The following is a 13,323-nucleotide window of genomic DNA, read 5'->3' as shown; positions in this document are numbered from 1 at the left end:
CCGGCCGCCACCGCCACGCCCGCGCCGGACCCGGCCGGGCCGGCCACGACGGACCGCTCCGGTACGGCCGCGAGCTGGTACATGGACACGGCCGCCTGGGCGAACGACGGCGACGCCGGTGGCGTCAGCCTCTACGAGCAGGCGGTCAAGGGCGGCACCTCGCAGTACGTCATGGGGATGTTCGAGGCGAACGGCGAGCACCTGACCGTCTGGGACCACCACGACAACGACCGCAAGGCGATCGTCAAGCTCTGGGTCGGCAGGAGCGGTCCCGCTGTCTTCTACGCCAGGGGCGACGGCACGAAGAAGGAGTTCAACCTGTCCTACGACGAGGGCCAGCGGGTCTACCTGCAGGCCTGCACGTCCACGTCCGTGAACGCCGTCTGCACTCCCAAGCGGGAGAAGGGCGTCTCCTGAGGAGGACACCATGCGAGCTCGCACGATGACAGCAGCGGCCGCGGCGCTCACCGTCGCCGCCGTGGGGATGGTCGGCGGCGCGGCCGGGGCCGCGCCCGTCCAGGCGGCCGTGCAGGCCGGCTGGGGCCACGACTACTACGCCTGGAACGACCCCGAGGACGCCGGCGGGATCTCCATCTCCGAGATGGCGTACAAGACCACCAGCGACGAGTACGTCCACGGTCGTTTCCGCGCCTACGGCGAGGTTCTGTCGATCTGGGACTACCACGACAACGACCGCAGGTCGGTCGTCAAGCTCTGGGTCGGCAGCAGCGGTCCCGCCGTCTTCTACTCCAGGGGCGACAACACCTATCGCGAGGTGAACCTGTCGTACGACGAGGGACAGACCGTCCACATCCAGACGTGCACGTCCGACGGGTCCGGCGCGGTGTGCACCGAGAAGAAGCGGGTCCCGGGCAGGACCTGAGCCCCCCGGGGCGCCGCCCGCACGGCAGGGTGGACGACGTCGGGGCCCCGGGCCTTCTTGCAGGCCCGGGGCTCCGACGCGCCTCCCCCCGACATGCGCTGCCGCAGGTCCGGGCCCATGATGCGAAGCAGTGACTCTACGGTTCCCCAGCCCCAGGAGTGCGCATGTCGACCACCCGCCCGCCCGTCACGTCCGACCCCGGGGCGGCGCCGCCGACCGGGGCCGCCGACGCCCTGCTGCGGCTCGGCAAGCACCTGCGCAAGGGGGACGTGTCGGAGGACCTGCGCCAGCTGTTCCTCAAGGGGGGTCGGGAGGGTGACGTCTTCTACCGGGACCGGTGGTCGCACGACAAGGTGGTGCGCTCCACGCACGGCGTGAACTGCACGGGCTCGTGCTCGTGGAAGGTGTACGTCAAGGACGGCATCATCACGTGGGAGACGCAGCAGACGGACTACCCGTCGGTGGGCCCGGACTCCCCGGAGTACGAGCCGCGGGGCTGCCCCCGCGGCGCCGCGTTCTCCTGGTACACGTACTCGCCCACGCGGGTGCGCTACCCGTACGTGCGCGGCGTCCTGCTGCGGGCGTACCGGGAGGCGAAGGCCGCCGTCGGCGGCGACCCGGTGCTCGCGTGGGAGCGGCTGACCTCCGACCCGGAGACGGCGCGGGCGTACAAGAGCGCGCGCGGCAAGGGCGGCCTGGTGCGGGCCACGTGGGACGAGGCGGCGGAGATCGTCGCGGCGGCGCACGTGCACACGATCAAGGCGCACGGGCCGGACCGGGTCGCGGGGTTCTCCCCCATCCCGGCCATGTCCATGGTGTCGCACGGCGTCGGGGCGCGGTTCGTGCAGATGCTGGGCGGCACGATGCTGTCGTTCTACGACTGGTACGCGGACCTGCCGGTCGCGTCCCCGCAGGTGTTCGGCGACCAGACGGACGTGCCGGAGTCCGCGGACTGGTGGAACTCGTCCTACCTGATCATGTGGGGCTCGAACATCCCGGTGACCCGCACCCCGGACGCGCACTTCATGGCCGAGGCGCGCTACCGCGGCACCAAGGTGGTGTCGGTCTCCCCCGACTACGCGGACAACACGAAGTTCGCCGACCAGTGGCTGGCGCCGCAGCCGGGCACGGACGGGGCCCTCGCGATGGCGATGGGGCACGTGATCCTGCGCGAGTTTCTCGTCGAGAAGCGCACCGCGCCGTTCGTCGACTACCTCAAGAGGTACGCGGACGCGCCGTTCCTGGTGCGGCTGGAGGAGAAGGACGGCGCGTACGTGCCGGGCAAGTTCCTCACCGCAGCCGACGTGGACGACGCCGTCCTGCCGGGCGCGTCCTCCGCGGCGAACCCGAGCTTCCGGACGCTGCTGCTGGGCGCCGACGGCGCCGTCGTCGCGCCGAACGGCACTCTCGCCGACCGGTACGGCGCGGCGGGCGAGGGGAAGTGGAACCTGGACCTGGGCGACGTCGACCCGCTGCTGTCGGTGGCCGACGGCGCGGCGTCCGGCGAGCGGGGCACGGCGGCGGTGCTGCTGCCCCGGTTCGACGTCGTCCCCGACGGCGGTGCGGGCGACGGCGCGCAGCAGGCGCACCTGGGCGGCAAGGGCGTGCTGACGCGCGGCGTGCCGACCCGCCGCGTGGGCGGCCACCTGGTGTGCACGGTCTTCGACCTGCTGCTGGCGCAGTACGGCGTCGAGCGCACGGCTCGGGACATCGGCCTGGACCTGCCGGGCGAGTGGCCCACCGGCTACGACGACGCGACGGCCCCGGGCACCCCAGCCTGGCAGGAGGAGATCACGGGCGTGCGGGCCGCGGACGCCGCCCAGATCGGCCGGGAGTTCGCGCAGAACGCCGAGGACTCGGGCGGCCGCTCGATGATCATCATGGGCGCGGGCGCGAACCACTGGTTCCACTCGGACACGATCTACCGCGCGTTCCTCACGCTCACCACGATCACGGGCTGCCAGGGCGTCAACGGCGGCGGTTGGGCCCACTACGTGGGCCAGGAGAAGTGCCGCCCGATCACCGGCTGGGCGCAGTACGCCGGCGGCCTGGACTGGTCGCGCCCGCCGCGGCAGATGATCGGCACGGGCTGGTTCTACCTCGCCACCGACCAGTGGCGGTACGACGGCATGCCGGCCGACGCGTTGGCGTCCCCGCTCGCGCCCGGGGTCCTGGCGGGCCGCACGACGGCGGACTCGCTGGTGGAGTCGGCGCAGCGCGGCTGGATGCCGAGCTACCCGACGTTCGACCGCAACCCGCTGGACCTCGTGGACGAGGCGCGCGCGGCGGGCAAGGAGCCCGAGCAGCACGTCGTCGACGAGCTCAAGGCGGGCCGCCTGCGGTTCGCCTGCGAGGACCCCGACGACCCGGCGAACTTCCCCCGGGTGCTGACGATCTGGCGGGCCAACATCCTCGGCTCGTCCGGCAAGGGCAACGAGTACTTCCTCAAGCACCTGCTCGGAACGGACGCGTCCGTGCTGGCCGACGAGGCGCCGGAGGGCCGCCGTCCGGCCTCGATGACGTGGCACGACGAGGCGCCCCGCGGCAAGCTCGACCTGCTGGTCACGATGGACTTCCGCATGACGAGCACGACGCTGTTCTCCGACGTCGTGCTCCCCGCGGCCACCTGGTACGAGAAGCACGACCTGTCGAGCACGGACATGCACCCGTTCGTGCACTCGTTCAACCCGGCGATCAACCCGCCGTGGCAGACGAAGACCGACTTCGACACGTTCCACACGCTGGCGCGGCTGGTCTCGCAGCTGTCCGAGGAGCACCTGGGCGTGCGCGAGGACCTGGTCGCCACGCCCCTGCTGCACGACTCCCCCGACGAGCTCGCGGTGCCGCACGGCACGCTCACCGACGCCGGCGCGCCGGTCACCGAGCGCGAGCTCGTGCCCGGCGTGACGATGCCGCGGCTGCAGGTGGTGCAGCGCGACTATCCGGCGTTCGCGGCGCGCATGGCCGCGCTCGGGCCGCTCACCGACTCGAAGGGCATGGCGACCAAGGGGGTCGCGTTCATGCCGGACGAAGAGGTGCGCAAGCTCGGGCAGGTCAACGGCCTGGTGGCGTCCGGTCCCGCGGCCGGGCGCCCCCGCCTGGACCGCGACACGCACGCCTGCGAGACGATCCTGGCCCTGTCCGGCACCACGAACGGCCGCCTCGCGGTGCAGGGGTTCGAGCACCTCGAGAAGCGCACCGGGCAGCGGATGGCGGACCTGGCGCGCGACGACCAGGCCAAGCGGGTCACCTTCCCGGACGTGCAGTCCCGCCCGACGACGGTCATCACCTCCCCGGAGTGGTCCGGGTCGGAGCACGGCGGGCGCCGGTACACGGCGTTCGCGGTGAACGTCGAGCGGCTCAAGCCGTGGCACACGCTCACCGGACGCCAGCACTTCTACCTCGACCACGACTGGATGATCGAGCTGGGCGAGCAGCTGCCCGTCTACCGGCCGCCGCTGGACCTGCACCACCTGTTCGGCGACTCGCCGCGCCCGGGAGCGTTCGACGACGGGCGGTCCGACGGCAGCGGCACCGGGCACGCGGCCGTCGCGGTGCGCTACCTGACGCCGCACTCCAAGTGGTCCATCCACTCGGAGTACCAGGACAACCTGTTCATGCTGTCGCTGTCGCGCGGCGGCCCGAACATCTGGATGAGCCCGGCGGACGCCGCGAAGATCGGCGTCGCGGACAACGAGTGGATCGAGGCGGTGAACCGCAACGGCGTCGTCGTCGCGCGCGCCGTCGTCTCCCACCGCATGCCCGAGGGCACGGTGTACATGCACCACGCCACGGACCGCACGGTGGACGTGCCCCTCGCCGAGACCTCCGGGCGCCGCGGCGGCATCCACAACTCCCTGACGCGCATCCTGCTGAAGCCCACGCACCTCGCGGGCGGGTACGGGCAGCTCACCTACGCGTTCAACTACCTCGGCCCCACCGGCAACCAGCGCGACGAGGTCACGGTCATCCGACGCCGCTCGCAGGAGGTGCGTTACCAGTGAAGGTCATGGCGCAGATGTCGATGGTGATGAACCTCGACAAGTGCATCGGGTGCCACACCTGCTCGGTGACGTGCAAGCAGGCGTGGACGAACCGCACCGGCACCGAGTACGTCTGGTTCAACAACGTCGAGACCCGCCCCGGCCTGGGCTACCCGCGTACCTACGAGGACCAGGACACCTGGCAGGGCGGCTGGGTGCGCACCAAGCGCGGCAAGCTCAAGCTGCGCGCCGGCGGGCGGGCCAAGAAGCTCGCGTCGATCTTCGCGAACCCGAAGCTGCCGTCGATCCACGACTACTACGAGCCGTGGACGTACGAGTACGACATGCTGCTCAGCGCCCCGCAGGGCGAGCACACGCCGGTCGCGAAGCCCAAGTCCCTGCTCACCGGCGACGACATGTCGATCCAGTGGTCGGCCAACTGGGACGACGACCTCGGCGGCTCCACCGCGACGATGCAGGACGACCCGATCCTCAAGCACATGAGCGAGCACGTCGCCGAGGAGCTCGAGCAGACGTTCATGTTCTACCTGCCGCGCATCTGCGAGCACTGCCTCAACCCGTCCTGCGTCGCCTCCTGCCCGTCGGGCGCGATGTACAAGCGCGTCGAGGACGGCATCGTGCTCGTGGACCAGGACCAGTGCCGCGGCTGGCGCATGTGCGTCACCGGCTGCCCGTACAAGAAGGTCTACTTCAACCACAAGACCGGCAAGGCCGAGAAGTGCACGCTGTGCTACCCGCGCCTCGAGGTGGGCCTGCCCACCGTGTGCTCCGAGACGTGCGTGGGCCGCCTGCGCTACCTCGGCCTCGTCCTGTACGACGCCGACAAGGTCGGCGCGGCCGCCGCCACGGAGGACGAGACGGACCTCTTCGCCGCGCAGCGGTCGGTGTTCCTGGACCCGCACGACCCCGAGGTGGTCGCCGCGGCCCGCCGCGAGGGCATCCCCGACGACTGGATCGACGCCGCGCAGCGCTCCCCGATCTGGAAGCTCATCTCGGAGTACGAGGTCGCCCTCCCCCTTCACCCGGAGTACCGGACGCTGCCCATGGTCTGGTACATCCCGCCGCTGTCCCCCGTGGTCGACGTCGTCGCCAGCTCCGGCAACGACGGCGAGGACGGGCGCACGCTGTTCGCCGCGATCTCCCAGCTGCGCATCCCGCTGGAGTACCTCGCCGGCCTGTTCACGGCCGGCGACACCGGGCCCGTCGAGCGGGTGCTGCGCCGGCTCGCGGCCATGCGGTCGGGCATGCGCGAGGTGAACCTCGGGCGCGAGTTCCCCGAGGAGAACGCCAGTGCCGTCGGCATGACCGGCGACCAGGTGCAGGAGATGTACCGCCTGCTGGCCATCGCGAAGTACGAGGAGCGGTACGTCATCCCCACCGCGCACACCGAGGTGGCGCGCGAGCTGGAGGAGATGGCCTGCTCCCTCGACTTCGAGGGCGGGCCGGGCATGGGTGGGGCCGGGCCGTTCGGCACGTCCTCGGGCCAGCCCACCCCCGTGGCGGTGGAGAACTTCCACGCCCTGGCGGCACGGCAGACGGCCGACTCTCCGCACACGCCCTCCTCGCCCAGCCGGGTCAACCTGCTCAACTGGGACGGCCGCGGCCGCCCGTCCGGCCTCTTCCCGCCCGGCGACGGCGGCGGACAGGGCGCGGGCGACCGGGGCACCCTGCCCGGCGGGCGCCAGGACGCGACGAACGAGGAGCCCGGCGGCTTCGAGGGGAGCGCGCGATGAGCCGCCTGGCCTTCCTGCCGCGCCCCGGCGTCCGCGCCAAGCGGCTCGACCCGCTCGCGCCGGTGCCGCTCGGCGACGGCGACCGCGCCGTCGCCCACATGGCCGCCTCCGTGCTGCTCGCCTACCCCGACGACGCGACGCTCGCGGCCGCGCCCACCGTGCGCGACGCCGTCGCCGGCCTGCCCGACCCGGTGCGCGACCGCCTCGCGGGGCTCGCGACGACGCTGCTGGACGGCGAGCCCGGCGCCCTGCAGGCCCAGTACGTCGCGACGTTCGACCTCAAGCGACGCTGCGCCATGTACCTGTCGTACTACGCGGCGGGCGACACCCGCCGGCGGGGCGCCGCCCTGGTGAGCTTCGTCGAGGCGTACCGCGCGGCCGGGTACGAGACCACCGGCGACGAGCTGCCCGACTACCTGCCGACCGTCCTGGAGCTGTCCGCCCGCGGCGGGCCCGACGGCGCCCGCATCGCCGGCGCGCTGCTCACTGCCCACCGCGACGGCATCGAGGTGCTGCGCTCGGCGCTCGCCGCGCAGCGCTCGCCCTGGACGGCGGCCGTCGAGGCCGTGAGCCTCACGCTCCCGCCCGTGGACGCCGCCACCGCCGAGCGCGTCGCGGACCTGGTCGCCGCCGGGCCGCCCGCGGAGCTGGTGGGGCTGAGCGGGTACGGGGCGGGCGACGGGGACGCCGGGTACGGGAACGAGGGGAAGGACCTGCCATGGGCCTGACGGACGCCTCCGCCGACAAGATCATCCTCTGGGTGGTGCTGCCGTACGTGACCTTCGCCGTCCTCGTGGTGGGGTCGATCTGGCGGTACCGGTACGACAAGTTCGGCTGGACCACGCGGTCCAGCGAGCTCTACGAGAAGCGCCTGCTGCGCTGGGGGTCGCCCCTGTTCCACTTCGGGCTGCTGTTCGTGGTGCTCGGGCACTTCCTCGGCCTCGTGATCCCGAACACCTGGACCGAGGCGGTCGGGATCAGCGAGGGGTTCTACCACTTCATCGCGACGTCGATGGGGTCGATCGCAGCGCTCGTCGCGGTCGCCGGGCTGCTCATCCTCATCTACCGGCGCCGGGCCACCGGGCCGGTCTTCCTCGCGACCACCCGCATGGACAAGACCATGTACGTGTTCCTCGCCGCGTCCCTGCTGTCGGGGGCCTGGGCGACCGTGCAGACGCAGATCCTCGCGGGGGGCCACGGGTACGACTACCGGGAGACGATCTCGCCCTGGTTCCGGTCGCTCTGGTACCTGCAGCCGCAGCCCGCGCTCATGGAGGGCGTGCCCGCCGCGTTCCAGGTGCACATCGTGGCGGCGATGCTGCTCTTCGCGCTGTGGCCCTTCACCCGGCTGGTGCACGCGTTCTCCGCCCCCGTGCAGTACCCGTTCCGGCCCTACGTGGTCTACCGCTCCCGCGAGGCCTCCGTGTCCTCGCGGGCGCCGCGGCCCGGCTGGGACCCGACGACCACGCCGCCCCGCTGACCACCCGTACGACTGGAGGAACGCCATGACCTCGGCACCGACCCCCGGACCGACGGGCGCCACGGCCGCCCCGGCCGTGCAGGGCAATGCCACCCAGCTCGCCCTCGCCACGGCCGGGTTCGCGATCTGCTTCTGGGCCTGGGCGCTGCTCGGCCCGCTCGGCAACAGTTACGGGCAGCTGTACGGCCTGTCCGACTTCGAGGTCTCCGTGCTGGTGGCCGTCCCCGTGATCGTCGGGTCCCTGGGCCGCATCCCGATCGGCGCGCTCACCGACCGCTTCGGCGCGAAGGTGATGTTCCCGCTGTGCAGCGCGCTGACGATCATCCCCGTGCTGTTCATCGGCTTCGTCGCGAACAGCCTCGTGTGGCTGCTGATCGGCGGGTTCTTCCTCGGCCTCGGCGGCACGACCTTCGCCATCGGCGTCCCGTTCGTCAACAACTGGTACCCGCCGGCGCGCCGCGGCACCGCGATCGGCATCTTCGGCGCCGGCATGGGCGGCACGGCCATCGCGTCGTTCTCCACCGTGCCCATCCGCGACGCGTGGGGCGACGGCGCCCCGTTCATCATCGTGTCGGTGTTCCTCGCGGTGTTCGCCCTGGTCTCGCGGGCCCTGCTCAAGGACTCGCCCGCCTGGTCGCCGGGCACCGGCGGCGGCATGTGGGCGCGCACCTGGGCGACGCTGAAGATCCCCGCCACGCTGCAGCTGTCCTGGCTGTACGCGATCGGCTTCGGCGGCTTCGTCGCGTTCTCCGTGTACCTGCCGACCTTCCTGCAGAACGCGTACGACCTCAGCGCCAGCGACGCGTCGTTCCGCACCGCCGGGTTCGTGGTGCTCGCGGTGGTGTGCCGGCCGCTCGGCGGCACGCTGTCCGACAAGATCGGCGGCGTCCCCGTGTCCATCGCGTGCTTCACGGTGGTGACGGTGTTCGCAGCCGTCATCATCTTCCAGCCCGCCCTCGTCCCCGGCGCGACGGTCGCGTTCCTCGGGATGGCGGCCGCGCTCGGAGCGTCCTCGGGCGCGACGTTCGCGCTCGTGGCCAAGATGGCGCCGCCGGACAAGGTGGGCGCCGTGACCGGCGTCGTCGGCGCCGCCGGCGGCCTGGGCGGCTTCATCCCGCCGCTCATCATGGGCGCCGTGTACGGCGCGGAGGGCGACTACGGCATCGGGTTCGGCCTGCTCGCGCTGACGGCGCTGCTCACCCTGCTGTTCACGCTCGGCCCGGTGCGCAAGCGCGTGCGGGCGAACGCCGGATGACGGCGCTCCCCGTGCACCGCGCCGCCTCACCCCGGCGCCGGGACCGCCGTGAGGTGCGCGCCGCACGGGCGACACGTCGTCGGCCTAGCGTGGCCCCATGAGCACCTCGCGCACGGCTCGGAGCACGGCCGAGCACGTGGCCGCCGTGCTGGCGCGGGTCGCGCCGCTGCCCGCCGGCGACGTCGACCTGGGCGAGCTCGCCGTCGAGGGACCCGGCCGCGTGCTCGGCGCCGACGTGCACGCCGTCGCGCACGTGCCGCCGTTCGACGCCGCCGCGATGGACGGCTACGCGGTACGCCTCGCCGACCTGCCCGCGGACGGCTCCCCCGTGACCCTGCGCGTCGTCGGCGACCTGCGCCCCGGCTCGCCCCCCGATCGTTGTGGGTGCGAGACACGCCCTCGACACGCCGACAGCGAGGGCCATCTCCGCACCCACAACGAGGGCGGGGGCGCGGTGCGGATCATGACGGGCGCGCCGGTGCCCGCGTGGGCGGACGCCGTCGTGCCGGTGGAGCGCACGTCGACGGGCCGGTTCGTCGCGGGCGGCCCGACGACGGAGCGCGAGGTCACGCTCGCCCGGCAGCCCCGGGCCCACGTGCGGCACCGGGGCGAGGACGTGCGGCCCGGCAACCTGCTCGGCCGGGCGGGCGACGCCGTCACCCCGGCGCTGGTCGCGGTCGCGGCTTCGGGCGGGCTGGCCGCGCTGCCCGTGCGCCGCCGGCCGCGCGTCGGCGTGCTGTCCACCGGGTCCGAGCTGGTGCCCTCGGGCCACGGCGGCGGCGCGGCTGCCGAGGGGCGGATCCCGGACTCCAACTCGCTGCTGCTCGCCGCCCTGGCCCGCGCCGCCGGGGCCGACGTCGTGCGGGTGGGCGCCGTGCCCGACGACGCCGACGCCCTCCGCGCCGCCCTCGACAGCGTTGTGGGCGCCGGTGGTGCGGCAGCGGTCGACCTGGTCGTCACGACGGGCGGGGTGTCGGCGGGGGCGTCGGACGTCGTGCGGGCGGTGCTGGACGCCGACGACGCGCGGCTGGCCGACGTGGACGTCGCCGCCGTCGCGCTGCGGCCCGGCCGCCCGCAGGCGCTCGCGCGCTGGCGCGGGGTGCCGTGGGTGGCGCTGCCCGGCAACCCGGTGAGCGCGTTCGTGTCGTTCGCGCTCTTCGTGCGCCCCGCGCTCGCCGTCCTCGCGGGTCGCGATCCCGCGCGGCCGGTCCGGCGCCCCGCTGCCGAGGCGTGGCCCAGCCCGCCGGGGCGCACGCACGTCGTGCCGGTGCGGACGCTGCCGTCGGGGGCGGTCGAGCGCGCCGCCGCGCCCGGCGCCGGGGCGGGCTCCGCCGGCGGGCACGCGACGTCGGCGCTGCTCGGCGCGGACGCCCTCGCCCTCGTTCCTCCGGACGTCGAGAAGGTCGAGGCCGGGGACGAGCTCGACGTGCTGCCGCTCGACCTGCCGTTCGGCTTCGGGGCCCGACGTGACTCCTGACGACACGGCCCCCGCGCGGCCCGACGTCCGGCACGACGCCGTGGTCCTCGCCGGCGGCCGCGCGTCGCGCCTCGGCGGCGTGCCCAAGCCGACCGTGGTGCTCGACGGCGCCACGCTGCTCGACCGCGCGCTGGCCGCGGCCCGCGACGCCGACCGCACCGTCGTCGTCGGCCCGGACCCCGCCCTGCCGCCCGGCCGCGACGTGCTCGTCGCCCGCGAGGACCCGCCGTTCGGCGGCCCCGTCGCCGGGCTCGACGCCGGGCTGCGGGCCCTGGACGCGGCGTCGGGTGGGTCCGCGCCGCCGTGGGTGCTGGTGCTCGCCGTGGACGTGCCGCGGGCGGCCGAGGCGGTGGCGCCGCTGCGCGCCGCCGTCGGCACGACGGACGGAGACCTCGACGGCGCGTACCTGGTCCGCGAGGGCCACGCGCAGTGGCTCGTCGGGCTGTACCGTCGCGACGCCCTGCGCCGCGCCCTGGACGGCCTGGCGGCGTCGACAGGGTCGCGTGGCGCCACCGGGCTCACCGGGGTGCCGGTGCGCCGCCTGGTCGCGGGGCTGTCCTGCGTCGAGGTGCCGGACGTCGAGGCGGTCAGCGCGGACGTCGACACCTGGGACGACCTGCGACGGCTTACGGTAGGACTCCACACAGGAAGCCACACGGTCGTGGCCGCCCGCGCTGCGACGTCGCCCGACCACGCGACGACCGCCCCGGCGGCGCCGCACCGACAGCACCGCCCGGGAGGATACCGATGACCGACCAGACTCCCCCCGCCGCGCCCCGCGGCGCCGAGCCCGGCTCCAGTGTGCTGGACCGGTGGGTGGACGCCCTCGAGGTGGAGCTCGGGCTGCCCCCGCGCAGCGTCGACGTCGGCGCGGTGCTCGACCTCGCCCGGGACGCCGCGCACCAGGTGGCGCGGCCGGCCGCCCCCGTCACCGCGTACGCCGCCGGGTACGCCGCCGGGCTGGCTGCCGCGCGCGGCGAGGCGTCCGACGCGCTGGACCGCGCGTCGTCGTCGGCGCTCGCCTGGCGGGACCCGGGCCCCGGCGCCGCGGGCGGCTCCGGGTCGGCGGCGGGGAGCTGATCGGATGACGACCGTCTCCCTCGGGATGCCGCGCCTGCCGGGCGCGGGGGTGCCCGACGTGCGGCTGCCCGCGGACCGGCCGGCCACCGGCGGGCTCGTCGACACGTTCGGCCGCGTCGCCACGGATCTGCGCGTGTCGCTCACCGACCGCTGCAACCTGCGCTGCACGTATTGCATGCCGGCCGAGGGCCTGCCCACGCTGCCGAAGGACTCGGTGATGACGCGCGAGGAGATCGTGCGGCTCGTGGGCATCGGGACGCGCGACCTGGGCGTGCGTCAGGTGCGGTTCACCGGCGGGGAGCCGCTGTTGCGGCGCGACCTCGTGGAGATCGTGCGCGAGTGCGCCGCCCTCCCCCACCGCCCCGAGCTGAGCCTCACGACCAACGCCGTCGGGCTCGACTCGCGGGCGGCGGCGCTGCGCGAGGCCGGCCTGGACCGCGTCAACGTCTCCCTCGACACGCTCGACCCCGACACGTTCGCCACGCTGGCCCGCCGCCCGTTCCTGGCCCGCACGCTCGCGGGGATCGACGCGGCGGCGCAGCAGTTCGACCTCGTGAAGATCAACGCGGTGCTCGTGCGCGGCGTCAACCTCGACCACGCGGCCGAGCTGCTCGCCTGGTGCCTCGAGCGCGGCTTCGAGCTGCGGTTCATCGAGCAGATGCCGCTGGACGCCGACCATGCGTGGGACCGCGCCGCGATGGTGACGGCGGCGGAGGTGCGCGACCAGCTCGGCACCCGGTTCGCCCTGGAGCCCGACGAGGAGCCGCGCGACGGCGCCCCCGCGGAACGGTTCGTCGTGCGGGACGGGCGCGGCGCGCGCCTGGGCCGGGTGGGGATCATCGCGTCGGTCACGGAGCCGTTCTGCGACGACTGCTGCCGCACTCGCCTCACCGCGGAGGGCGGCGTGCGCGACTGCCTGTTCGCGCACACCGAGACCGACCTGCTCGGGCCGCTGCGCGCGGGCGCCGACGACGCCGTGCTGGCCGACCTGTGGCGCGCCGCCATGTGGGCCAAGCAGGCCGGGCACGGCATGAGCGACACCGGCTCGGGCACCGACCTCGACAGCTCGGGCTTCACCCAGCCCGAGCGCACCATGAGCGCCATCGGAGGATGACGATGACGGACCAGCTGGAGACGACGCGGGCCCTGGGGCAGACCGTGGCGCTGCGCTACTTCGCCGCCGCCCGCGCCGCCCTGGGGCGGTCGGAGGAGTCCCTAGAGGTTCCGCCCGGCGCGACCGTCGCCGACGTCGTCGCCCGCCTGGCCGCCGCGTCGCCCGGGGCCGCGCCCGTGCTGGAACGCTGCAGCGTGCTGCTCGACGGCCGCCGCGCCGCGCCCACGCCGACGGCGCCTGGGTACGCGAGGCCGCCGCCGCACACGCCGCCAAGCACCCGGCCCCCACGCCGCACAC

General features: G+C 74.2%; 12 protein-coding genes. All 12 read left to right on the top strand.

Features of this window, described 5'->3' with window-relative positions; genetic code table 11:
* Positions 1–417 (top strand): hypothetical protein (locus ACFUVW_RS14385; RefSeq protein ID WP_430572008.1); only part of this gene is annotated, 417 nt, incomplete at its 5' end.
* 10 nt (positions 418–427) lie between these two features.
* Positions 428–883, top strand: a complete 456-nt coding sequence (locus ACFUVW_RS14380) for a hypothetical protein (RefSeq protein WP_430572007.1) — start codon at positions 428–430, stop codon at positions 881–883.
* 164 nt (positions 884–1,047) lie between these two features.
* Positions 1,048–4,887, top strand: a complete 3,840-nt coding sequence (locus ACFUVW_RS14375; RefSeq protein ID WP_430572006.1) for a nitrate reductase subunit alpha — start codon at positions 1,048–1,050, stop codon at positions 4,885–4,887.
* Positions 4,884–6,620, top strand: coding sequence for a nitrate reductase subunit beta (narH, locus tag ACFUVW_RS14370; protein ID WP_430572005.1), 1,737 nt, complete (start codon positions 4,884–4,886; stop codon positions 6,618–6,620). The genes ACFUVW_RS14375 and narH overlap by 4 nt, the downstream gene beginning before the upstream one ends.
* A complete protein-coding gene (gene narJ / locus ACFUVW_RS14365) occupies positions 6,617–7,348 on the top strand; it encodes a nitrate reductase molybdenum cofactor assembly chaperone (RefSeq protein WP_430572004.1) in 732 nt (243 codons plus the stop codon). Before narH ends, narJ begins: the two co-directional genes overlap by 4 nt.
* A complete protein-coding gene (gene narI / locus ACFUVW_RS14360; RefSeq protein ID WP_430572003.1) occupies positions 7,339–8,100 on the top strand; it encodes a respiratory nitrate reductase subunit gamma in 762 nt (253 codons plus the stop codon). The genes narJ and narI overlap by 10 nt, the downstream gene beginning before the upstream one ends.
* 25 nt (positions 8,101–8,125) lie before the next feature.
* The gene (locus ACFUVW_RS14355) at positions 8,126–9,355 is read left to right on the top strand and encodes a nitrate/nitrite transporter (RefSeq protein WP_430572002.1); all 1,230 of its coding nucleotides are present in this window, start codon (positions 8,126–8,128) and stop codon (positions 9,353–9,355) included.
* A 97-nt stretch (positions 9,356–9,452) separates the two neighbouring features.
* Positions 9,453–10,832, top strand: coding sequence for a gephyrin-like molybdotransferase Glp (gene glp / locus ACFUVW_RS14350; protein ID WP_430572001.1), 1,380 nt, complete (start codon positions 9,453–9,455; stop codon positions 10,830–10,832).
* Positions 10,822–11,583, top strand: a complete 762-nt coding sequence (locus tag ACFUVW_RS14345) for a molybdenum cofactor guanylyltransferase (RefSeq protein WP_430572000.1) — start codon at positions 10,822–10,824, stop codon at positions 11,581–11,583. The genes glp and ACFUVW_RS14345 overlap by 11 nt, the downstream gene beginning before the upstream one ends.
* A complete protein-coding gene (locus ACFUVW_RS14340) occupies positions 11,580–11,912 on the top strand; it encodes a DUF6457 domain-containing protein (protein ID WP_430571999.1) in 333 nt (110 codons plus the stop codon). The genes ACFUVW_RS14345 and ACFUVW_RS14340 overlap by 4 nt, the downstream gene beginning before the upstream one ends.
* A 4-nt stretch (positions 11,913–11,916) precedes the next feature.
* Positions 11,917–13,026, top strand: coding sequence for a GTP 3',8-cyclase MoaA (gene moaA / locus ACFUVW_RS14335; RefSeq protein WP_430571998.1), 1,110 nt, complete (start codon positions 11,917–11,919; stop codon positions 13,024–13,026).
* A 2-nt stretch (positions 13,027–13,028) separates the two neighbouring features.
* Positions 13,029–13,323 (top strand): MoaD/ThiS family protein (locus tag ACFUVW_RS14330; protein ID WP_430571997.1); only part of this gene is annotated, 295 nt, incomplete at its 3' end.

The sequence above is a fragment of the Isoptericola sp. NPDC057391 genome (genome assembly GCF_042668085.1).
Taxonomy (GTDB): Bacteria; Actinomycetota; Actinomycetes; order Actinomycetales; family Cellulomonadaceae; genus Isoptericola.
This window is presented reverse-complemented; position numbering and strand designations above follow the sequence as displayed.